The following is a 19,904-nucleotide window of genomic DNA, read 5'->3' on the forward strand; positions in this document are numbered from 1 at the left end:
GCAATGGCGCGGATATGTCGGCAGACGATCGATGATCTACCGGATTAACTGGGAACTAGTCGCGATGCTGCTCGCCGGTTGCGAAGGGGCGCTGTCCCAACATTAGGGGGATGTGAAATGTCCGGCTCTTCTGCCGGACGTCGTTGCCGATCGCACCGCAATCGGCAGCGGCCGGCGAAGCAGGCCGAAGTGCACTTGTCACTGACCAGGGAACGATATCGGCCCCCATGTGTTAGAAATCCATGGACACTTTGGAACCCCAGGGCCACGGGACGGTGGCCGACATTTTGACATCGGAAGTTGCCAATGCCAGGCAGCGCATCCACCGGACCGAGCTCGCGCTTCAACGTACTGAAGAAATGCTGGCCGAGAACCTCGCGCTGCGCAACAGGATACGAACTGCGGTCGAGGCCGCAGACCGCTTGGTGAAGATCGATCCCCCCAGCTTTGAAGGACATCGCGCGGGTTGAACTGGGCCGGCGTTTCATTCGTCGCGCCCTTCAGGCCACCGGCCCACCACTCTCCCTCCAGAACTTTGCCAGCCACATCTACGTCTGGGCTGCACGCTCGCGAACAGCCGGAACCAACGGCGACCACAAGCGGTTTACCAATCAAAGGGACCGCAAGGGATTCGGAATAATGGAACTTTTAGATATGGAACTGGCGCGAGCCCGACAGCGGCTTAATCGGGCCGAGCGCTCCCTTGAGCGTGCGAACGAGATGCTGGATGATGACTGCGGTGTTGGGATCAATATCGCGCTGTGCAGCAGGATACGGGCTGCGCAACAGCGCGTAATTGAGGCCAGGTCGCGGTTGACGAAGATCGATCCCACCAGCGCTGACGGAGTTCGCACGGATTGATCCGGCCCGTCGACGTGCCGCCTCGGGCATATAGGACGATCGGTTCGGCACTCCGGCGGTCGCGCACCAAGCAAGCCAACGCACTGCTTGAGGCGACGCGTTCGGTCCTAAGGCCAACCATTTTGCTTGGCGATCTCAACGAATGGCGGGTGCACAGCAGATCCTCGTTGCTGGCGCTACTGCCGCATTTTGGTCCAATTCACACCGTGCTGTCCAGTTTCCCTTCGCGATTCCGTTTGCTTGCGCTCGATCGGATCGTGGCCAAACCACCAAGTCTGATTTCCAGCCTCGAAGTGCACCATACATCGCTATCTCGGATCGCCTCCGATCATCTACCGATCATGGCACGATTAAATCTCCAGGGGATTCGACAGCTACATTTGCAACCAGATTACCTTTGAACGGTTCTTGCTACAAATTTTGAGCAAGGCCGGGTTTCTATCGCTGAAGGGTAGAAAATTTTATGGAAGTATCCATTACGCGGATTGCACACGACAACATCAAAGCAGGCAAGAGCGGCTTGCTGCTGGTTCCGGACAATTATGACGCCTTCGCCGGGCGCGTTCTGGCGGCAAGGAGTGCCGTTCGCAATCTCGATCTCATGTACTACCTTTGGCACGATGACCACACTGGCCGCTTGCTCTTGCAGGAAGTTTTCCGGGCCGCTGAGCGCGGCGTGCGAGTTCGCATGCTCCTTGATGACGCCAATCCGCGAAAGAACGATGCGGCCTATCTGGCCTTGAGCAATCATCCAAACATCGGGTTGAAGTTGTTTAATCCGAGCGGCGTCAGGCAACGCAGCGTCATGCGCGCTGTGGAAATTGTGTTGCGACTATTTGCGTTGACCCGGAGGATGCACAACAAGGCATGGATCGCTGACGACAACGTTGCTATCGTAGGCGGGCGCAACGTTGGCGATGCCTATTTCGACGCAGCAGAAACCAATTTTCGCGACTTAGACGTGCTGCTCCTCGGTCCTGCCGTGCAGCAAACCGCCGAAATATTTGAGGCATTCTGGGCTTGCGAGGACGCGAAATCAATCAGTGTCCTGGGTCCAGCCGCGGGGAACGAGCATTCCGATTTGTTTTCAGGAAGCGATCTCGAAACCGAATCAATGCTTTTGAACGGGATCGGTGACCGAGGGTCCATCGCAGAGTTCATCGCGGCCAGCAACGACGTGCATTGGGTGGATCGAGTTCGCGTGATTTCCGATCCTCCAGAGAAGGTGAGAGGTTGGAGACGTCGCAGCTGGCTTACCAAGGAGTTGCTTCCCCTCATAAAGTCGGCGCGCAACAATCTGGAAATTGTATCTCCCTATTTCATCCCTGGCAAAAGGGGCTCCGCGGTCCTGATGGACCTCGTCAGCAATGGGGTTGACGTTTCCGTTTTGACCAATTCCTTGGCCGCTACAGACGTCGCCGCGGTTCATGGGGCTTATGCAAACTATCGCAAGCGATTGCTGAGGAATGGCGTAAGACTGTTCGAGCTCCAGCCCTTCACTCGCGGTCAGGGAATTTCGGTGTTTGGCTCGAAGGGTGCCAGTCTGCACACCAAATCGTTCACGGTTGACGACAGGGCTGGGTTCGTCGGTTCCTTCAATTTTGATCCCCGGTCAGTGTCTTTGAACTCGGAGATGGGCGTGCTCTTTGAGGATGCCGAATTAGTCGGTGAACTTCGGCGCTTTTTTCAAGCGGAGATATCACTAGAAACCAGCTATCGGCTGGAACTAAAGAACAATGTGCTGCACTGGCATGGATGCGAAGAAGGCAAACTCCAAGAATACACACACGAACCAGAGGCCGGAATTTTTCGCCGGGTTCTGGCGGCCTTGGTCCGCCACCTTCCGGTTGAGTCTCAGCTTTAGCCAGACCCACTAAGATAGCATAGGTGCTAACGGCGGGATCGACGCGGCGTTCTTGCCGCGCGCGGTACGGCATACCTGAAGAACGGCGACGTGAATGTGCCAAGCACAGCGCCCCGGGGCCGCGGTGGAAAGGCCGGGAGCATGAAGCATCCGCCCTCTGGCAATTGTCAGCTTGCTGCCGCCGATCGCGTGAAGACGATGGTGACCTTCGTCCCTTCGCTGGCGCTCGAGGCGACGTTGAACTTTGCCTTGGCGTTCTCTGTCAGCGAGCGCGCGATCAGGGCTCCGAGCTTGCCTGGCTTGGGCCATGTCTCCCCTTCCGGCAGGCCGATACCGTCGTCCGCAACTATCACCAGGCATCCGTCGCCATCGGCGATGCTGTGCAGCGTTATCGTCCCGCCTTCACGCCCTTGGAATGCATGCTTGAGTGCATTTGTGAGCAATTCGTTCACGACCAGTCCCGTTGGCATGGCGACGTTGATCGATACCGGATAGGTATCCACCTTCATGTCGAGGCGGATCCCCTCAACTGCATGCGACCCCATCACCGCGGAGGCGATCTGGCTAAGATAAACGCCGAGATCGACCTCATCCTTCTGCTCGTCTGCCGATAGCGTCTGGTAGAGGATCGCCAGAGCGTCGACGCGGCCGGCGAGCCTCTCAAATCTTTTCTGGTCGGGCTCGGTCGCGTTACGGGTTTCTAGACGGATCAATGCGGTGATCATCTGTAAGTTGTTCTTCACCCGGTGCTGCAGTTCGCGCAACAGGGTGTCCTTCTCGCGGACGCGCTCCTCCACCAAGCGCGCTTCTTCAGATTCGCCATGGGATGAGACGTCGACCAGAGCCACCAGTCGGAAGCAGTTCGTGCCGTTATCGTCCACGATGATGTTTGAATAAACGTCGACAAGAGCCGGGTTGGCCCCGACGGGCTCCAGCCGGAAAGTGCCGACGAAATCGGTTTCCTCGACCAAGGCCTCGGGCAGAGGCCGGCCCTTCTGCTGGTGGATGCCAATGCCGGAAAGTGCTCCCCAGTTTTGCCGGGTAAGCTCGGCTGCCTTCAGGCCTGACACTTTTTCGAATTCTGGATTAGCATAGACGACGCGCTCCTTCGCGCCTAAGTCCGACACGGCGATAGCGATCGGCACCTGGTCAAGAAATTTTTTGAACTGCTCGCTTTCCAGCGCGGTGGCAAGGTCCGGTGTATCGAGCAATTGCTCAACTGCCTCAGCCTTGTCTGAATCTGATGTCATCTTGGTCGCCTGTGCTTTGCGTGGGAGCCTCAGTCTCAGTCATGCACTTTGCTCGACACCGACACCGCTGGAAGCGGCTGCGCGATGTCAGGAGTAGGACGAGTCCGCGTCACGGAGCGGCAGAGCGATGGGCAACACAGGCCGTCTTGCTGAGAGTTCAGTCAACCTTGCGTCACTTTGCACGGCCACGACCTTTTTTCCAACAGCGTTGTACCAAAATCCCGTCTCTGCCAATCGAAATTGACGATCTGCACGTCGCCGGAACTGCCGACAGAACATTTCCGCCATTTGCAATGGGCTCACCTGGCAGCGGCGGCGCCGGTGGCGGCATGCGGTGGCCAAACCGCACCCCGCATGTGCTCATCCAGGTCTGGCTGCTTCGCCGCGACACGATCGGGCGAAACGGTATGCTGCGTCGGTCCCGGCCGCCTTGGAGTTGCCCGGGTTGGCTCGCGGGACCTATCGGGTCATCGCCTGGGATACCGCGGCCGGCAGGCAAAGGGGGGAATGGCAAGCGAATTCCGACATGGCTGAAGCTTGATGTGCCGCCATTCTCTGCCATGTCGCGCTTGCCATTCGCCGAACCTGAGCAGGATGGAGACTGCGCCTGAAGGTATTCATTTGCTCGCTGATCTGACTTGTCATTGCCCAAGGTCTTTGCAACTTCGTCGCCAATGCCGATGTCAGTGATCTGCGCCAAGCGAAGTTGCGCGGAGATCTCACGAGATCTGCGCATTAGGTGTTGCGCTCGCCCGAACGCGACTGCTGGTTGGCAGCATCGGCCGATCCGCCCAGCGTGTCGGCGACCGTGGCACCTCGCGCACCCATCGGCTGCTGCGCACCTGTGGTGGTGTCCTTGGCTGTCTGGTGCTCCATCTCGGCATTCAGCTCCGCCCCCACAATCAGGACAATCACAGAGATCCAGGTCCACATCATCAAGCCGATGACTGCCCCCAGGGCTCCATACGTCGCGTTGTAGTCGGCGAAGTTTTCAAGGTAATAGGAAAACCCTATCGAGACCGCGATCCACACCCCAGCCGCGAGGAAGGCGCCCCATGTCGCCCATTGCCACTTTGCCCTTTCGCGGCTGGGGCCGTAGCGGTAGATCAGCGTCATCCGGGCTTCCTCATAGATATCCCTCGCCGTCGGACTCGCGTCGCCGGATCAAGCCAGGCTATGCGCCCTCACTATCGAAAGCGAAGCACCATTCGCCTCCTGTGTCTTTCAACCAGCTCGCGGTCGCATTCGGGCACGCAGCGGTCGCTGCAACCGACATTCACAACTACCTGTGCGAAAGCGACGGCGAGCGCCCACCGCGCGGTTGACCCGCAGGCATCACCGCTGGTCGTTGTTCCTTGGTCTTCCCCAGCGCGCCAATTCGAAAAACGACCGGACGTCTATTTCGCCGGGGGCATTGTTGGCCGCCTGGAGCAACCGGATCGGAGGCCAGGCGGCGTCACGATTGGCGGGAGACGTCGTTCTCGCAGAGAATTCTTTTAGGTGGAAGGGCTGGTCTCGCCGCCGGCGACTTTGGCGAGCAGCATCCCCAAGGTCAGGCGCGCTCGTTCATGGCTGCGCCGACAAAAATATTCTCAAGAAGCTCGATAGATAGAGACGCCAAGTATCAGAGCATCATGCGATCCCTCGATAGCGAAATGGCTGGCGGAGCGGGAAGTGAATTGAACCGGGGTTGACCCCACGAAGTCAGAGTGACGTGCAGCGAGACCTCTCAAGGGAACCTTTCCGGCGTTGTGCGCTTGTTGAGCATGCGTTTCACAACCCCGTGAACGACAACAAAAAAACGCTGGAACCAAAAGGAAATCCGCCATGGCGAAAGAAAAGACATTGGACGATCTCTTCCTCGATACGCTTAAAGATATCTATTACGCGGAAAAGAAGATCCTGAAGGCGCTCCCCAAGATGGCGCGCGCCGCCTCATCGGCCGATCTGAAGGCAGCCTTCGAGAAGCACAAGGACGAAACCGACGGTCATGTCGAGCGCCTGCAGCAGGTTTTCGAGCTCTTTGGCAAGCGGGCACAGGGCAAGACGTGTCCCGCGATCGACGGCATCATCGAGGAGGGCGAGGAGATTATGGAGGAGTTCAAGGGAACTCCCGCACTGGACGCCGGTCTGATCTCCGCTGCCCAGGCTGTCGAGCACTACGAGATAACCCGCTATGGCACGCTGAAGCGCTGGGCCGAGGTCTTGGGCATGAGCGACGCCGCCAAGCTGCTCGAACTGACGCTCGGCGAAGAGTCTATGACAGACGAGGCGCTCACAGGATTGGCGGATGCCTCGGCCAACGAAATGGCCAAGGCCGCCTGATCACACACCAGCCACCCCCAACTGTGTTGGGGTGGTTGTTTTACTTCCAACATCCGTCTTTCGATAGGAGACAATCATGGGTCGTGGCATTCTACTCTGGCTGCTCGGAGTTCCTATTCCGATCATCATCCTTCTCGCGCTGTTCATGCGGTAGGAGGAAACCATGGCATCGACCATCCTGGCGACCGACGGCGCCGCGCCGGTCGAGTCCTCGTCATCCGCAGTCAACTGGGGACCGATCATCGCCGGCGCCTTCGCTGCCTCGACCCTGACGTTCATCCTGATGCTTCTCGGGTCCGGCCTCGGGCTCACGATGGTGTCTCCATGGTCCAACGAAAGCGCCAGCGTCACCACCTTCGCTGTGTCCACTGCGATCTGGCTGGTCATCGTGCAATGGTTGTCATCCGGGCTCGGGGGTTACCTGACCGGGCGCCTTCGCACCAAATGGGTCGGCATTCATACGGACGAGACGTTCTTCCGGGATACTGCGCACGGATTCATGGTTTGGGCGCTGGCGACGCTTCTGGTCGTGTTCGTGCTCGGTTCGGCGCTGTCCGCGGCAATCGGCACCGGCGTCAAGGCGGCCTCGACAGTGGCCTCGGGAGCAGCAATGGGTGCCTCGGCAAGGGCGACCGCAAACGCCGGGAACGACGGAGGCAGCGGCGCGACGTCGTATTTCGTCGATGCGCTTTTCCGCCCGAACGATCCTTCCAGGCTGGCGGCGCCGGGCGCGGAGGGCGATGCGACAGCAGCCGCACAGGCCTCCCGCATCCTCATTACGAGTGCGGCGGCCGGCGAAGTCTCGGCCGACGACAAGACTTATCTGGGCCAACTCGTGGCCGCTCGCACTGGCTTGTCGCAAGCGGATGCTACTGCCCGGGTTGATGCGGTGCTTGCTCAGGTCGAGGCGGCCAAAGTCCAAGCACAGGAAGCAGCCGACACAGCTTAGAAAGGCCGGCGCCAGCTTCGCGCTGGTTGGCGCGCTTTCTCTCATGATCGGTGCGTTCATCGCCAGCGCAGCGGCAGCGTTAGGCGGCAAGCAGCGCGACGACGAAGAAGACGCGCTCCATCTCACAGCCAGTCGAAGCTGAAGACGTCTACTCCCGGCCGACCGAGAGGATCGGCCGGACTCCATCTCCCGCCGCGCTCCCTTGTTTTTGTGCAACGCAGCAACGATATTGCTGCACGTGCGTTGAACAGATGGCCGTCCATTCCGGGCGTCACAACAGGGACGGCTCCATTGCGAAAAATCTCTGATACCATCGCCCGCCTTGCCGCGCTGCAGGCGCGACATGCCGCACATCCCGCCGACCTCGGTGCGTCAGACCACCTCCGGACGCTGGCCGACTTCGGTACCAATCCTGGCGGGTTGGAAGCGAAGTTCTACATTCCCAATGAACTATCCAAGGGCACCCCGCTCGTCGTCGTGCTGCATGGCTGCACCCAGAACGCGGCCGGCTATGACCATCATTCCGGCTGGTCCCAACTCGCCGACGAGGCTGGCTTCGCGCTGCTCTTTCCCGAACAGCAACGCGGCAACAATCCGAACCTCTGTTTCAACTGGTTCCAGCCTGGCGACACCAAGCGTGGTTCGGGCGAGGCGCTTTCGATTCGCCAGATGATCGAGACGATGGTCGTCACCCACGGTCTCGACCGAAGGCGAATCTTCATCACCGGCCTCTCGGCCGGAGGCGCAATGGCAGCGGCCATGCTGGCGACCTATCCGGAAGTGTTTGCCGGCGGTGCGTTAATTGCCGGCCTGCCCTACGGCAGCGCAACGACAATCCCGGAGGCCTTCGATCGCATGCGCGGCCACGGCGGTCCTTCGGAACAGGATCTGCAACGGGCCCTCCGCGGCGCATCGGATCATCGGGGACCGTGGCCGAGGATTTCGATTTGGCACGGTGCCGCTGACCACACGGTTTCGCCTTCCAACGCGGAAGCGATCGCAGGCCAGTGGCGGGGAGTCCACCGGCTTGAGAAAGCGCCGACGCATCGGGAAGCTGCCGGACCGCACGCAAAGCAGGTCTGGCGTAACGGGGCGGGAGATGCCTTGATCGAAATCAACATGATCGCCGGGATGGGCCACGGCACGCCGCTCGGCAACGGCCTCGGCGCTCCGGGACCTTATATGCTTGATGTCGGCATCGCCTCCACACGCGAGATCGCGCAGTTTTGGGGGATCGCGGCAACCGAGGATAGCGCCTCCCGGAAATCGAGGCCGCAATTGCCCGCCAGCCAACGGCAACTACCCCAGTCACCGGCGCCAAGTATACAAAATGCGAAGACGAAGCCCCCGCAGCCGACTGCCATCCATCAAACGCGCCAGCCCGGCGTGAAGAAGATCATTGAAGATGCCCTGCGGGCGGCGGGCCTGATGCGCTAGGCGGACGGCGCGAATCGCTCGCCGACTGTCTCGCCGGCCCGCGAAGGTCAAGCGGCTCCGACCAGGCAAGGGAACGCGTCGTTCTTTGGAATCGGTGACCGCTTTTCATTGAGCGGTCGCCATGCACCTCGTACAGATCCTGCTTCCCCGCGCGGACAACACCGGTCGCCCATTTGGCCGGGAAGATTTCGACCGTGTGAAGGAAGACCTGGCCAGCCGTTTCGACGGCGTCACAGCCTACCTGCAGGCGCCCGCGGAAGGTCAGTGGCAGGATGGCGAGCAGTCCAGCACAGATGAAACGTCATCTTCGAAGTGATGGTGGATGATGTCGATCTGCCGGACTGGCGCAAACGGCGCGCCGAGCTAGAACGGCGGTTCCGGCAGGACACGGTGATCGCCCGCTATATGCCAATGGCGCTCGTATAGAGCGCCGATATCATGCCATCAACGTCAATCCGCAAGACCGAGTACGATCCGGAGACAAGGGTTCTCTCGGTGTGGTTCGTCGCGAGCGGCACGCGTTATGACTACGAGGCTGTGCCGCCGGAGACCTATGCGGCGTTCCGAAACGCCTTCGTAAAGGGCCGGTTCTTCAACGACCACTTTCGCGACCGTTGCCGGCACCGCCCGATTGGCCGAAGCATAGCGAGCGTTGCCTGCACGCGGAGACTCATGCGCCGGTTTCGGAGTTTGACGCGCCGGCTGGCTTTGATTCCGGGGAGCCCTTGTGGCGTAGGAAAATCGACAGCAGGACCAGGACGGCCGTCGACATGAATTCCGACTGCCAGTTCTGAAAGGACTCGAACCATAGCTGGGCGTCGAGAAGATAGTCTCCAAGGGATTGAACCTCGCCGCCGTGCCGAAGCGCCTCCTCGTTCGCGGCCGCCAGGCTCGCCCACCAATGCAAGGCAAATGAGATGATGAACAGCAGGGCCAGCGCCAAGCCCAGCGAGTATGAATAGAGCCACGACAGGATCGGGTTGCGCCTGCGGGTGGCGGTCGGAAGTTCGTCCTCGGGCCGGTTGGGATCATCGGGATCACGAGACTCGGCGGAACCGCGCTGGAACAGCATTGCAGTCAGCATGACATAGGCCGACATCTGCAGGAATTCGCTTTCCCAGTTCTCGAACAGCGCCGAGAGGAAGTCGCCGCTCGCAAGATAGGAGAGCAGCCCAATCGATGCCGAACCGTGGTTCTGAAGCTCTTCATTGTAGGCCGCATGACCCGACCAGATCATGCCAATCGCACTGAACAAGAACATCGCCACCAGGGCGATCGTCAGTCCATTGTCCCGGAAAAAGCTTTTCATGGTCGTCTCCCTCGGCAGCTCCGGCTAACGCCAGTTCTCCAGAACCTCTTCGATCATCACCGCCTCGACTTGCTCGCTGAAGCGAGAGCGGTAGAGCTCCAACAGTGCGTCATGCGTCTGGTCAACCGAACTGCAGATGGCATCGGTCGCAAGGACGACACGAAAACCACGGTCGATGGCGCCGAGGACCGTGGCAAGCACGCAGACGTCGGTTTCGCCGCCGGTGATGACCAGCGTGTCGATCCCTGATCCATTGAGCATCGCGTCGAGCCGGCCTTCAGTCCACGGCGAATAGACATGCTTGTCGAGCGTTCTTGCCGGCGGCACGAACCGCGCCAGAGAATGCATCAGATCGACGAGGCCGGCATCGATGTTGGCAAGGGTGACCTCGGCCCAACGCTGATAATACCGCGCCCACATGCCCGGTCCTTCGCCAGGCCGAGCGGCCGGAACAAAACGTGTGAACAGCGTTTGCTGCGGATGTCTTGCGGTCAATTCCTCGATGACCGGCAGCACGTTTTGCGCCCACGGCACGGCCCAAGGCCCGCCCGGCGCGAACAGGCGCTGCATGTCAACGCAAAGATGTAGGGAATTCTCACCAAGCGGACCGTGTACCAGGCCTAGGGCGGCCATGATCAGCCGCGGCCGCGGTGGGGTGATGCATAGTCTCTATCTGAGCGCGGGCGTAGCCCGGGAGGTCCCGCCGTAGCCTCGCATCGCTGCCAATCCGCCTTTAGCCGTTGCCGGTTCATGGTCTTGTCAGGCGGGCCGCTTGCGCCTCCTGCACGTCGATGGCGTACAGCAGTTCGCCGTTCTCGTCGCGCAGGCGCACGAGCCAACCTGAAAGATCGTCCGTGCCCGGCTGAAGGTCGACCAGAAGATCGATAGCGCATCGAACCGCTTCCTCCCGCGCAGCTTCCAGGCTCGGCATCCTGGACGGAGGAACCTGATGGCCCGCTTCGCCATCGCGATATTCGAAGATGTACACCCCGCCGTTCTCGTCGTTGGCCGCAGTGACGGCGACTTCGTCAAAATTGCCGTTGCTTCGGGCATCGTAGTCATTCGCCGCCACGTCGAAGGTCGCGGTCTGGACCAGGATTGCCTTCGCTCGATCGATAGCGGCCTCATCGTTTCCACCTTCAACGCGTGCCATATCGACGGTAACGCAGTCACCGCCTTCACCGCAGAAGATCACGCGCAGGATGGGCTGTCCGGTTGGGGCGCTTGCCTGGGTGACTTCGGTTCGAATGATCTGCATAAGAAACTCCGCCACTCAACCATCGCTACAATCTGACGGCCATTTCCCGGCTCCAGAGACGCAGCTTGCGGCAGCCCTCGATAAAACCGGTAATCGCCTTGGGATCATCGAGACCAATCATGCCTTCATCGGCTTCCGGGTCGACGCCGGCCTTCTGCAGCAGCGGGACGGCGCCCGACGTGAAGCCGATGAATTTGCAATGAGCAAAAGCGTCGGCAACGAAATCGCGCGCGGCGGCCTCGCCCGCCAGGCGCTCCGCTCCTTCCTCGGAGAGGATCAGCGCGACGGCGTCGAACAGGACCGATGGCCCGCCGTCGATCATGTGCTTTGCAGCGATGAGACTTCCATCCGCCGCCTCGACGCCGCCCACCTTGGGCGCTATGACCTCCATCACCGCGCCTTCCTTCTCGATCGCTGCCTGGAGGTTCTTCAGCAGCGCTGCATCGGCGCCTGGGCTGACAAGGACACCCACTTTGCGCCCTGCAAAACTGTCAGGCCCGTTCCGGATGATGCTGAGCGCCGGCGATGGTTCGAGATCGTCCCTCGGCGCGACCGCCGCATCCGCGGGCTTGGGCAATTGCTTCATGCCAAGCTTGTCAGCGACAGTTTCTGCCAAGCCTTCATCAATGTTGAGGAGATGCGACACCATGCGCTCGCGGATAACCGTTGTCTCGACCTTGGAGAGCTCGAAGGACAGCGCCATGGCGATATGCTTCTGCTCAGGCGCGGTCTGGCTGTTGAAGAACTGTCGCGCCTGGCTGTAGTGGTCGGCGAAGCTCTCTGCGCGCAGACGGACTTTTTGGCCTTCCTCCGCCTCGGCGAACGACCGGAAACCGTGCTGCGGCGATTCCCGCGGGCCTTCGCCGAATGAATTCGGCTGGTAGTTCACGCGGCCGACCGGATTGCGCATCGCCATCAGGCCATCCTGCTGGAAGTGGTGGAACGGGCATTTGGGTGCGTTGATCGGGATATGGGTGAAATTGGGGCTGCCGAGACGCTTCAGTTGCGTGTCCAGGTAGGAGAAGTTTCGACCCTGCAGCAGGGGATCGTTGGAAAAGTCGACGCCGGGCGGTACGTTCTGCGTCATGAACGCGACCTGCTCGGTCTCGGCGAAGAAATTGTCGGGCATACGATCGAGCACCAAGCGGCCGACCGGGACCGGCGCGAGGATTTCTTCCGGAATGATCTTGGTCGGATCCAGAACGTCGAAGTCAAAACTGTCCGCGAAGTCCTGATCGAAGAGCTGGAGGTTGAGCTCCCATTCCGGGAAATCACCAGACTGGATGGCATTCCAGAGGTCGCGTCGATGAAAATCGGGGTCAGCGCCGTTGATCTTGACCGCTTCGTTCCAAACGACCGACTGCATGCCGAGCTTCGGCTTCCAGATGAATTTGACGAAGGTGGATTCGTCCTTCGCATTGACCAGCCGGAACGTGTGAACGCCGAATCCCTGCATGAACCGGAAGGACCGAGGTATCGCCCTATCCGACATGACCCACATGACCATATGCATCGATTCGGGCGTCAGGCTGATGAAGTCCCAGAAATTATCGTGTGCCGATTGCGCCTGCGGGAAGGCACGATCAGGCTCCGGCTTCACTGAATGAATGACGTCGGGAAACTTGATTGCGTCCTGAATAAAGAAAACTGGGATGTTGTTGCCGACGAGATCCCAATTGCCTTCGTTGGTGTAGAATTTGACGGCGAACCCACGCACGTCCCGCGCCAGGTCGAACGAGCCTTTCGAACCGGCCACCGTGGAAAACCGCACGAACACCGGCGTCTTCTCGCCGGCACGCTGGAAAATATCCGCGCGGGTGTAGGCCGCCAGCGATTCATAGGTCTCGAAGAAGCCGTGCGCGCCAGAACCGCGTGCATGCACGACCCGCTCGGGAATGCGCTCGTGATCGAAATGAAAAATCTTCTCACGGAAGTGGAAGTCTTCGATTAGTGACGGTCCGCGCTGGCCAATCCTTAAAGTATTCTGGTCATCGGCCACTGGGCCGCCTTGGGCGGTCGTCAGGATCTCGCTGTCGCCTTCGGCGATCTGGTGAAGCTCGCCTCCGTTCCCCCGCACGAGCTTTTGATCATGGATCGTCGCGGGCTTGCCCGACGACTGTCTGGTTGTCTTGGCCATGCTTGAATTCCTTGAAAAGGAGGGGCGGCTTCAGGTCTCCCTCAATGCTGGGACACCCATTTAAGTTCCTGGTGGGTGTCACGTGGCCCGCATTTCGAAGAATAGCACTCGGCTGCCGGAACATCGGGCCCGCGCTCCGCCAGAGGCGCGGGCTTTTTCGTTGTCTGGGGGAACACGATCTCGCGACGATCGTTCGGGTCGCCAACAGAGCGCCATACCGTCATATCGAGGACAGGAAATGCGGGAAAGACAAGGCTTAACCCATCAAGAAAAATACGATAGGCAGGAGCGCACGTCGGATGCTGCAAGGGCATTAACAGACATTGAGCGCGCAGCACGAGATGCAAAGACTGCTCGGCTGCGAGAGCAACGACTTAAGGCCGAAACCGCTCCTCCTGCTGCATTGGTAGCGAAACCGAAGAAAAACCGACAAGGCAACAACTAAGTAGTCACCCGGGATGCGGCGGATTTCGTGTTCCGTTGTGAGCGTCCTTTTTAAGCGTTTGTCAAAGGTAAGCAGGTGGCCGTCGAGCGCAGGAAGGTGCGGGCATGAAGGTCTGCGCCGTTTCCCAAGCCGCTGAAGCCAGAACCCGCTCCAGGGGCCACGCCTGAGATTTGCAACGGTGGTCAAGCTGGTGACGGCTCGGCATGTCATCGACCTCGTGGCCCGCATGCACGGCTGCACGTATGCCATGCACGGCTGCACGTATGCCGAGATGAGAGGACCGTCGCGTCAGTATAGTATCGTGGCAACGCGAGACGCGGCCATGTGCGCCGTGATGGTGCTGAAGCCGAGCTTGCCTAGGGGGCAGATAGGGTTGCTGTTCAATCGTGATCCGTCGACGGTGCAACATGCGCTCAGGAAGCGGGGATGCTTTGACCGACCCGCGCGTCCAAGCCCTATGTGATGAGCTCGGCATCAAGATTTTCGACCGGCATCGCTATCCGGAGCCGGGAGAGGCGCGCGCGGTCGAGACGCTGGCTCGCATCATACGCCGGCACGGGGAAGGGCACTTGCGCCTGGTGCTTTCGACCTTGGCCGAGACCGACAACAACAAGGGCCGCGAGCTGCAGTTCATTGCCCAGGATCTGCGCGGCGTCGTGCCACTAATATTTGCATTTGTCGGTATGCTATACGAGCGGGTGGTCAAGGCATTTGGCCCGCGAGCATCCAGCCGGATTTGTTCGATGACCGCAGGAGAAATTCGGCATGAGTAACGTCGTATCGCTTCATGGCGACAAGCGCTGGAAAGCTGTTCTCGTCTACGACCACCAGAACGGCCCCATCACGATCGAGCACTTTTTGGAAGAAATTTCCGAGCTCCATAACGTCATTGAACACGGCCCGGACTGGAACACCCTGATTACGTGCACGGTGACAATCAACCGGACGGACGGCGGCGAGGAGCAGAACAGCCAGGAAAAAGAGGCGCGCCATGAACATCGGTGAAATCGCGGAGCGCTTCATCCGCGCGGCCGAGATCGAGCGCGCCAGCCATGAACATTTCGGGCCGGCCGGCCCAGCAGCCGCCCTATGTTCACACATACACCGATAAGCTCGGGTGGTGCAAAGAGGTGGGCGACAAGCTCGACCCTAAGGCAGACCCGCTATCGTAGGAGCGAAGGGCGTTCTGGAACCGGATTGGCACCCTGCCGTCGGGACAAGAGATCAGCGAGCTCGAGGCGCTGCAACGAATGGCTGCTCGCCGTTGGCAATGAGAAGGAACGCCGAGCGTCCTCGCCCGGGCCAGATCCAAGGTCGGCGGCAAGTCATTCCGCAGCTGGTGCTTCAAGGTGGAGGGCATCCACCCGAACACCGGACGGGATAAAAAACCGGGCTTTGCAGCAAATCGCGATCATTCTCGCCCGCAGGGCCTCGCGGAATAGCGAAAGCGCCGAAATCAGCCTGTTGCATCATGAAATCAGGGATGTTTCGGCTACGATCACGGAAGATGCGGGCGAACGGGACAGCCTGAATTCGTGGATCGCCGACGGCGCGTTCGCCAAGATCCTTTCATCGGAACATGACGACTTCTCTTGGGCTGCCAAGCGCAACGAGCGCCGACGCCAGCAAGAGGCGCGGCGGCGCAATCAAGCTGCGTGATTTGCGCCATTGACGATCACCCGAAATGCGGCCCCAATCGGGATTACGTGGTTTATTGGGGATTCGCATGAACCGATTTCTCTTTGTGATCGCCGACTTTCTATCCCGTCCGCCCGGTTTTTATGTGCTGATCGTCGCGATGATAGCGTGCACTGCGATGGTTCCTTTCGGGCTCACGAACGTAATCACCTATGCGCTTTCTGTAGCTGCGATAGTGATTACCGGGGTCGTACTGATCCAGGGTTACCGCGACACCGCTGCCATCCATGCGAAGCTCGACGAGATCATCGTTGCATTGAAGGAAACGAGGAACAATGTCGTCGGGCTGGAGCACGCCGAGCCTGAGGAGATCAAAGCCCATTTGGCGCGGCTTGAATGGGAGGCAGCGGCGGCTGATCAAGAAGCTAAGCACGAGGGAGTCGCTGGCGCCAAATTACGCCAGCGGCTGCCAAGCACTGGCAGCGGGAAGCGCAGAAGCGGAAGGCCGCATGACCCGAGCTGAGATCAAAGCCGAGCTAGAATGGCTGCTGGAGTCGTACGAAAGCCTTAGCGCGTCAGAGGAAGGTGAGCGGGCCGTTGGTGCCGCAGAACGGGCTGAATACGACGAGCAGAGAACCCGCGCCAAAGCGGCCATCTCGGCAGCAAGCATAACCCCGAGCGAAAGACCGTGGGGCGGGATGGGCAACATACGGCTCATCTCGCCTGCGAGTTTGAATAGACGGCGGAAAATCAAAGGGAAATCAAAGCATGGCCACCAACCAGCGCGGCGGCCGGCGCACAGGGGCTGGAAGGCCATCAGGAGCGCGCTCGCGGGCAAGGAAGCAGGCCAAGGCCACACTCTCCGATCTCGCCCGCAAACACACCGCTTCGGCTCTGAAGGTATTGAGGGCATCGAGCGGGAGTTCTTTGACCCCGGCGACAACGGCAACATTTTTGCCCCGGATGCGTCTCGACTATCATAGACGGGCTGTTGGCGCCGCTGATCGGCGCGATGTATGGCCTGCCCGATATTCTGGTCGTCTGATGGCCCGGTTTTTATGACGAGATGCATCAGGAGTTCGCGAGCGAGATGCTCGGCGAGTTCAAGCAGGGCGTTGTCATGCTAACCCGCACGGTCACAGCGCCGCCAGATCCGTCGACGCCATGGATACCGGGCGAGCCAGTGACGACGGTCTATCCACTCGATGCGGTGATGCGCCGCGTGTCTCAGAAATACGTCGACGGCACCCTCACTGTGGCGACCGACAACCAGATCACTTTCGCAGTACCCTCGATCGTCTCCGCCATGACGGACACACTCGTCATCGACGGCGTCGAGTTGGTCATGAAGGACCTACGGCCGATCCCGCCGGCCGGGACGCCGGTCGCGTATATCGCTTTCGTGGCGGGTTAGCCGCGGAGCGATATCCCAGAAAAGAGCGACGCCAGCGACGACCGCATGTGAGACTTGGCAACAGCGATGTCCCCTTCGAAACCGGAAAAATCGATCTCCATATGATCGAACGTGGACAGTGCCCGCTCTTCCATGTCAGCCAATGCCCGATCTGGGTCATCCGATTGCTCAGCAACCATTGATGCAATTGCCATGAGTGCGATGCGAAGCACCACAAGCTCCGTCGAATGATGGGCCAAGACATCCATACCAGTCTCCTTTTAAGGTCCGGAACGAATGCTCAAACGCCTATCCCCCCGTGATCGTTTCGAACAGCTTGTCTCGACCTATGAGCCGATGCTGCGGACCGCGTTTTTCGAGGCGATCGACGACATCCGCTCCAACATCGTTCTGCGCCGTGTGGTGGAGAGCTTGGAGCGCGGCGACGTCAAGGACGCCATTGCAGCCATGAACCTCGACGAGGCCGCGTTTCGGCCGCTGGAAGAAGCCATCCGGCAGGCCTACAACGGCGGCGGTGTCGCCACGGTCGAACAGATGCCGGCGCTGCGCGATCCGAGCGGCTTTCAGGTCGCTCTTCGTTGGGATGTGCGCAATCTTACGGCTGAGACCTGGTTGCGCGAGCACTCGGCGGACTGATCACCAACATTGTTGCCGATCAACAAGTTGCGATCTGTGCCGCTTTTTCTGAACGCCTTGCCCGTGGGTCCAATCCAACGAGGACCGAATTGGAGGTAGTAGGCCGCGTCAACAGGGTGACTGGCCGCCGAGAAGGTGGGGTGATCGGGCTCACCACAGTTCAGAGCGGCTATGTTGCCCGAGCCCGCGATGAACTGCTTTCCGGCGAGCCCGACCAGTTGCGGGCCTATCTGAATCGGAAGTGACGCGACAAACGTTTCGACGGCACGATCACAGCTGCGATCCGAGATGGTAAACCAATCCCTAAAACCTGGTGGCGCGGATCATTGGCCGATATTCCGACAGCCTTTTGAAGCTCCGCGCCGACACGATTGGACTGCACGAGACGTTTGCCGCGCTTGGAGCTTCGAAAGACATCGCATTTCAGCAGGCGATCGCCAAGGGCGCGGTGAGGGCGGAAGCTATCACGAAGGGCTGGAAACACACGCCGCAGGATCATCCTCGCGTTCAGAGGGTCGTCGATGCCGATAATTCTCGCTTGGACCGGTTCATAGTCATCGTCTTCGTCCGCCATCGTCCCCCCGTATCGGACAGCGGCGCTCTGAATTCACAACGATGCAACCACTGCCTTGTCTTCGCGTTTAGCCGCCTTCAATCCTGGTGAGCGACAAAGATGCCGGCGTTTATTCCGATTACAATCTACCTGAATGACAGATCGATGCTGATTGCGTCGATCCCAGATGCTGAGACGGCGCTTCAGCAACCATGGCCATTCATGGACAAGCCATCCCGACTTGAAGCAATTCGAATGATCGAGGAATGCCTGGCTGGACACTGCACCCAACAAGCCGCGTTCGATGCCTTCAAGGCGGCCGCAAGTGAACAGGGGCTTCTTAAGCGAAAGCCTCCAAGCATAGGCCTCAGGAAATTCGACGGGGTTGCCGAAGACCTGCTGTGAGGTGATGGTGCCTCGCGACCTTAAACCGCTGACACGCCTCCTGAGCGGACTTGGTCAGCCGCACGGACCACCCGCCAAATCGAGGAATGGCGGGTCGTCCTTTATCAGCGCAGGAAGGGACTTAGCTGCGCAGATCTCAGTTCGTCGCTCCGTCCAATCGTCAAGTCCGGTCGGTCCTAGCTAACGATCCCTAGCTAACGATTATTCCAATCGCCAGGAATGTGATCGAAACTGCGAAGACCGGAGCGAGTAACCAGCGGGCTTGGTGGACACTATTTTCCATGGGCTCCTTCCCGTGAACTTGCAGGGGAGCAACGACTATGCGCAGCGGCGGTTCCGGGTGGCGCTATGTCCGGCCTATTACGCCAAAACAGGCGAGACTAGGTCCTGTCGCTCATCAGACCAAAGTCCCTCAAGGGGAACAAATGCAGCTGCCTGAGGTTGGATACCTGGGGCGCTAAGGCGATCCCGTTCAGCGCATCAGCCCTCACGAAGGAGACAGTTATGAGAATGCATCTTTCCACTGCAGCCGCGGGATTTCTGCTGCTGGCAGGCATCGGTGCCGCTGCCGCTCAGGACGTAGTCATCGAGCCTGAACAGGAGACGGTCATCAGGGAATACGTGAAAAAGCAGCCGCTCGCATCGGTGAAAATCCCTGGAGTGGAGCTCAACATCGGCTCAACCCTGCCCGAGACGGTCGAGCTCCATGAAGTCCCCAACACCAAATACCGCACCGTTGTCGTCGACAACCGGACCGTTGTCGTTGACCCGGGCACGCGTAAGATCGTCAAAGTTATCGAATGACGTAAGCGACCGGGAGGACAGCCCGCCGTGCCGAAAGGTGCGGCGGGCTTTTCTCTTTTCTGGAGGAACGCGATCTGGGGACAATGGTTCGGGTTGCCAACAAGGCGCCGTATCGCCGGATGAAGACAAGCCCGTGCCTTCGTTGTTGGTCCGATTGCCCCAGCGCTACGACACAGAGAAGGCACCTTTAGATAAGACTAAGCCAGCAGGCCATTATTGAGGATGCTCTTATGAACCCGACCGAATTGCAGGCGATTGGCGATACGCTGATGCGGGTAGTGACGCCAGAGATGACACCAAAACAGCTCCTAAAGGCTGCAAAAAAGGAGCATCCGGACGCGTCAAAAAAGGACATCGCTCGCGCGGCGTTCTTCTCGATCATTGCGAACGCTGACCAAGCCATTGGCAAATCGAGGAACTTGCAGGCTTTTGCGTTGGCAGAGCGGACACAACAATCTGATTAAGATTGATGGTCGACATGCGTGGCCTGTTGGTCAAAATTTAACGCTTGGTACCCGAAGTGCTTTCGTCCGAAAGCGACCGATAGTGTTGAAAAAGTCCGGGTTGCAGCGGTCCTGAAGCACTGATTCAATCTTCGTTGTAAGAGGAGATTGAGTCG

The 19,904-nt window shown here is 59.5% G+C and carries 24 protein-coding genes and 3 pseudogenes; 19 read left to right on the top strand and 8 right to left on the bottom strand.

The window, feature by feature from the left end:
* Nucleotides 1-242 precede the first annotated feature (242 nt).
* The 4 genes from AC0L15_RS26615 (at nucleotide 243) to AC0L15_RS26630 (ending at nucleotide 2,725) form a co-directional block, all read left to right on the top strand.
* The gene (locus AC0L15_RS26615; protein ID WP_287247657.1) at nucleotides 243-470 is read left to right on the top strand and encodes a hypothetical protein; all 228 of its coding nucleotides are present in this window, start codon (nucleotides 243-245) and stop codon (nucleotides 468-470) included.
* Nucleotides 448-861: a hypothetical protein gene (locus AC0L15_RS26620; RefSeq protein WP_287247656.1), complete on the top strand. Its 414-nt coding sequence runs from the start codon at nucleotides 448-450 to the stop codon at nucleotides 859-861. The genes AC0L15_RS26615 and AC0L15_RS26620 overlap by 23 nt, the downstream gene beginning before the upstream one ends.
* A 14-nt stretch (nucleotides 862-875) precedes the next feature.
* On the top strand, nucleotides 876-1,262 hold the full coding sequence (locus AC0L15_RS26625) for an endonuclease/exonuclease/phosphatase family protein (protein WP_353813080.1): 387 nt from the start codon (nucleotides 876-878) through the stop codon (nucleotides 1,260-1,262).
* A 62-nt stretch (nucleotides 1,263-1,324) separates the two neighbouring features.
* Nucleotides 1,325-2,725 carry a phospholipase D family protein gene (locus AC0L15_RS26630; RefSeq protein ID WP_287247655.1) on the top strand — a complete coding sequence of 467 codons (1,401 nt, stop codon included), beginning with the start codon at nucleotides 1,325-1,327 and terminating at the stop codon, nucleotides 2,723-2,725.
* Nucleotides 2,726-2,892: 167 nt separating this feature from the next.
* Here the strand turns inward: AC0L15_RS26630 and AC0L15_RS26635 are convergent, their stop codons facing one another.
* Complete coding sequence (locus tag AC0L15_RS26635) at nucleotides 2,893-3,975, bottom strand: sensor histidine kinase (RefSeq protein ID WP_473480485.1); 1,083 nt, start codon at nucleotides 3,973-3,975, stop codon at nucleotides 2,893-2,895.
* A gap of 735 nt (nucleotides 3,976-4,710) precedes the next feature.
* A pseudogene (locus AC0L15_RS26640) lies at nucleotides 4,711-5,091 on the bottom strand (YihY/virulence factor BrkB family protein); the annotation flags it as partial.
* A gap of 711 nt (nucleotides 5,092-5,802) precedes the next feature.
* Between AC0L15_RS26640 and AC0L15_RS26645 the strand changes: the two are divergent.
* The 5 genes and pseudogenes from AC0L15_RS26645 (at nucleotide 5,803) to AC0L15_RS26665 (ending at nucleotide 9,460) form a co-directional block, all read left to right on the top strand.
* Complete coding sequence (locus AC0L15_RS26645) at nucleotides 5,803-6,300, top strand: YciE/YciF ferroxidase family protein (protein ID WP_287070630.1); 498 nt, start codon at nucleotides 5,803-5,805, stop codon at nucleotides 6,298-6,300.
* A 163-nt stretch (nucleotides 6,301-6,463) separates the two neighbouring features.
* Nucleotides 6,464-7,391 (top strand): annotated as a pseudogene (locus AC0L15_RS26650) (hypothetical protein).
* 149 nt (nucleotides 7,392-7,540) lie between these two features.
* Entirely contained in the window at nucleotides 7,541-8,686 is a 1,146-nt protein-coding gene (locus AC0L15_RS26655) for an extracellular catalytic domain type 1 short-chain-length polyhydroxyalkanoate depolymerase (protein WP_287247654.1), read from the top strand.
* A 121-nt stretch (nucleotides 8,687-8,807) separates the two neighbouring features.
* The gene (locus tag AC0L15_RS26660; RefSeq protein ID WP_287247653.1) at nucleotides 8,808-9,002 is read left to right on the top strand and encodes a hypothetical protein; all 195 of its coding nucleotides are present in this window, start codon (nucleotides 8,808-8,810) and stop codon (nucleotides 9,000-9,002) included.
* Between the two features lie 122 nt (nucleotides 9,003-9,124).
* Nucleotides 9,125-9,460 (top strand): KTSC domain-containing protein, encoded by a 336-nt coding sequence (locus tag AC0L15_RS26665; RefSeq protein WP_287247652.1) that lies wholly within the window; start codon nucleotides 9,125-9,127, stop codon nucleotides 9,458-9,460.
* Here AC0L15_RS26665 and AC0L15_RS26670 read toward each other — a convergent pair.
* The 4 genes from AC0L15_RS26670 to katE form a co-directional block, all read right to left on the bottom strand.
* Nucleotides 9,357-9,995: a DUF6766 family protein gene (locus AC0L15_RS26670; RefSeq protein ID WP_027153946.1), complete on the bottom strand. Its 639-nt coding sequence runs from the start codon at nucleotides 9,993-9,995 to the stop codon at nucleotides 9,357-9,359. The two genes, AC0L15_RS26665 and AC0L15_RS26670, sit on opposite strands and share 104 nt — an antisense overlap.
* A gap of 24 nt (nucleotides 9,996-10,019) precedes the next feature.
* The gene (locus AC0L15_RS26675) at nucleotides 10,020-10,628 is read right to left on the bottom strand and encodes a cysteine hydrolase family protein (protein ID WP_287247651.1); all 609 of its coding nucleotides are present in this window, start codon (nucleotides 10,626-10,628) and stop codon (nucleotides 10,020-10,022) included.
* A 115-nt stretch (nucleotides 10,629-10,743) separates the two neighbouring features.
* The gene (locus AC0L15_RS26680; protein WP_287247649.1) at nucleotides 10,744-11,253 is read right to left on the bottom strand and encodes a DUF6894 family protein; all 510 of its coding nucleotides are present in this window, start codon (nucleotides 11,251-11,253) and stop codon (nucleotides 10,744-10,746) included.
* Between the two features lie 25 nt (nucleotides 11,254-11,278).
* Complete coding sequence (katE, locus tag AC0L15_RS26685) at nucleotides 11,279-13,390, bottom strand: catalase (protein ID WP_473497614.1); 2,112 nt, start codon at nucleotides 13,388-13,390, stop codon at nucleotides 11,279-11,281.
* Between the two features lie 876 nt (nucleotides 13,391-14,266).
* Between katE and AC0L15_RS26690 the strand changes: the two genes are divergently transcribed.
* From AC0L15_RS26690 to AC0L15_RS26715, 6 genes and pseudogenes are all read left to right on the top strand, one after another.
* Nucleotides 14,267-14,608 (top strand): hypothetical protein, encoded by a 342-nt coding sequence (locus AC0L15_RS26690; RefSeq protein ID WP_287247644.1) that lies wholly within the window; start codon nucleotides 14,267-14,269, stop codon nucleotides 14,606-14,608.
* Nucleotides 14,601-14,840 carry a hypothetical protein gene (locus AC0L15_RS26695; RefSeq protein ID WP_023803165.1) on the top strand — a complete coding sequence of 80 codons (240 nt, stop codon included), beginning with the start codon at nucleotides 14,601-14,603 and terminating at the stop codon, nucleotides 14,838-14,840. The genes AC0L15_RS26690 and AC0L15_RS26695 overlap by 8 nt, the downstream gene beginning before the upstream one ends.
* A gap of 390 nt (nucleotides 14,841-15,230) precedes the next feature.
* Nucleotides 15,231-15,494 (top strand): hypothetical protein, encoded by a 264-nt coding sequence (locus AC0L15_RS26700; RefSeq protein WP_287247642.1) that lies wholly within the window; start codon nucleotides 15,231-15,233, stop codon nucleotides 15,492-15,494.
* 67 nt (nucleotides 15,495-15,561) lie between these two features.
* Nucleotides 15,562-15,900 (top strand): annotated as a pseudogene (locus AC0L15_RS26705) (low affinity iron permease family protein); the annotation flags it as partial.
* 82 nt (nucleotides 15,901-15,982) lie between these two features.
* Nucleotides 15,983-16,456 (top strand): hypothetical protein, encoded by a 474-nt coding sequence (locus AC0L15_RS26710; protein ID WP_287247640.1) that lies wholly within the window; start codon nucleotides 15,983-15,985, stop codon nucleotides 16,454-16,456.
* Nucleotides 16,457-16,539: 83 nt separating this feature from the next.
* A complete protein-coding gene (locus tag AC0L15_RS26715; protein WP_287215795.1) occupies nucleotides 16,540-16,887 on the top strand; it encodes a hypothetical protein in 348 nt (115 codons plus the stop codon).
* Here AC0L15_RS26715 and AC0L15_RS26720 read toward each other — a convergent pair.
* Nucleotides 16,884-17,135 (bottom strand): hypothetical protein, encoded by a 252-nt coding sequence (locus tag AC0L15_RS26720; protein WP_023803162.1) that lies wholly within the window; start codon nucleotides 17,133-17,135, stop codon nucleotides 16,884-16,886. The two genes, AC0L15_RS26715 and AC0L15_RS26720, sit on opposite strands and share 4 nt — an antisense overlap.
* Nucleotides 17,136-17,163: 28 nt before the next feature.
* Between AC0L15_RS26720 and AC0L15_RS26725 the strand changes: the two genes are divergently transcribed.
* Nucleotides 17,164-17,523, top strand: coding sequence for a hypothetical protein (locus AC0L15_RS26725; RefSeq protein ID WP_473497617.1), 360 nt, complete (start codon nucleotides 17,164-17,166; stop codon nucleotides 17,521-17,523).
* Between the two features lie 226 nt (nucleotides 17,524-17,749).
* Here the strand turns inward: AC0L15_RS26725 and AC0L15_RS26730 are convergent, their stop codons facing one another.
* Nucleotides 17,750-18,097 carry a hypothetical protein gene (locus tag AC0L15_RS26730; protein WP_473497619.1) on the bottom strand — a complete coding sequence of 116 codons (348 nt, stop codon included), beginning with the start codon at nucleotides 18,095-18,097 and terminating at the stop codon, nucleotides 17,750-17,752.
* A 99-nt stretch (nucleotides 18,098-18,196) separates the two neighbouring features.
* Here AC0L15_RS26730 and AC0L15_RS26735 point away from each other — a divergent pair, with 99 nt between their 5' ends.
* From AC0L15_RS26735 to AC0L15_RS26745, 3 genes are all read left to right on the top strand, one after another.
* Entirely contained in the window at nucleotides 18,197-18,481 is a 285-nt protein-coding gene (locus AC0L15_RS26735) for a DUF982 domain-containing protein (RefSeq protein WP_051505740.1), read from the top strand.
* A gap of 504 nt (nucleotides 18,482-18,985) precedes the next feature.
* Nucleotides 18,986-19,285 (top strand): DUF1236 domain-containing protein, encoded by a 300-nt coding sequence (locus AC0L15_RS26740; protein ID WP_287066064.1) that lies wholly within the window; start codon nucleotides 18,986-18,988, stop codon nucleotides 19,283-19,285.
* 230 nt (nucleotides 19,286-19,515) lie between these two features.
* The gene (locus AC0L15_RS26745) at nucleotides 19,516-19,749 is read left to right on the top strand and encodes a hypothetical protein (protein WP_236389581.1); all 234 of its coding nucleotides are present in this window, start codon (nucleotides 19,516-19,518) and stop codon (nucleotides 19,747-19,749) included.
* Nucleotides 19,750-19,904 lie beyond the last annotated feature (155 nt).

Source organism: Mesorhizobium sp. WSM4846 (assembly GCF_055811415.1).

Excerpts from the sequence above, each read along its gene's own strand:
- AC0L15_RS26725 (WP_473497617.1), top strand. The coding sequence starts at position 17,164 with ATGCTCAAACGCCTATCCCCCCGTGATCGTTTCGAACAGCTTGTCTCG.
- AC0L15_RS26675 (WP_287247651.1), bottom strand. The coding sequence starts at position 10,628 with ATGGCCGCCCTAGGCCTGGTACACGGTCCGCTTGGTGAGAATTCCCTA.
- AC0L15_RS26735 (WP_051505740.1), top strand. The coding sequence starts at position 18,197 with ATGCCGGCGTTTATTCCGATTACAATCTACCTGAATGACAGATCGATG.
- AC0L15_RS26680 (WP_287247649.1), bottom strand. The coding sequence starts at position 11,253 with ATGCAGATCATTCGAACCGAAGTCACCCAGGCAAGCGCCCCAACCGGA.
- AC0L15_RS26660 (WP_287247653.1), top strand. The coding sequence starts at position 8,808 with ATGCACCTCGTACAGATCCTGCTTCCCCGCGCGGACAACACCGGTCGC.
- AC0L15_RS26645 (WP_287070630.1), top strand. The coding sequence starts at position 5,803 with ATGGCGAAAGAAAAGACATTGGACGATCTCTTCCTCGATACGCTTAAA.
- AC0L15_RS26715 (WP_287215795.1), top strand. The coding sequence starts at position 16,540 with ATGCATCAGGAGTTCGCGAGCGAGATGCTCGGCGAGTTCAAGCAGGGC.
- AC0L15_RS26720 (WP_023803162.1), bottom strand. The coding sequence starts at position 17,135 with ATGGATGTCTTGGCCCATCATTCGACGGAGCTTGTGGTGCTTCGCATC.
- AC0L15_RS26730 (WP_473497619.1), bottom strand. The coding sequence starts at position 18,097 with ATGGCGGACGAAGACGATGACTATGAACCGGTCCAAGCGAGAATTATC.
- AC0L15_RS26665 (WP_287247652.1), top strand. The coding sequence starts at position 9,125 with ATGCCATCAACGTCAATCCGCAAGACCGAGTACGATCCGGAGACAAGG.
- AC0L15_RS26630 (WP_287247655.1), top strand. The coding sequence starts at position 1,325 with ATGGAAGTATCCATTACGCGGATTGCACACGACAACATCAAAGCAGGC.
- AC0L15_RS26710 (WP_287247640.1), top strand. The coding sequence starts at position 15,983 with ATGACCCGAGCTGAGATCAAAGCCGAGCTAGAATGGCTGCTGGAGTCG.
- AC0L15_RS26615 (WP_287247657.1), top strand. The coding sequence starts at position 243 with ATGGACACTTTGGAACCCCAGGGCCACGGGACGGTGGCCGACATTTTG.
- AC0L15_RS26745 (WP_236389581.1), top strand. The coding sequence starts at position 19,516 with ATGAACCCGACCGAATTGCAGGCGATTGGCGATACGCTGATGCGGGTA.
- AC0L15_RS26670 (WP_027153946.1), bottom strand. The coding sequence starts at position 9,995 with ATGAAAAGCTTTTTCCGGGACAATGGACTGACGATCGCCCTGGTGGCG.
- katE (WP_473497614.1), bottom strand. The coding sequence starts at position 13,390 with ATGGCCAAGACAACCAGACAGTCGTCGGGCAAGCCCGCGACGATCCAT.
- AC0L15_RS26635 (WP_473480485.1), bottom strand. The coding sequence starts at position 3,975 with ATGACATCAGATTCAGACAAGGCTGAGGCAGTTGAGCAATTGCTCGAT.
- AC0L15_RS26740 (WP_287066064.1), top strand. The coding sequence starts at position 18,986 with ATGAGAATGCATCTTTCCACTGCAGCCGCGGGATTTCTGCTGCTGGCA.
- AC0L15_RS26695 (WP_023803165.1), top strand. The coding sequence starts at position 14,601 with ATGAGTAACGTCGTATCGCTTCATGGCGACAAGCGCTGGAAAGCTGTT.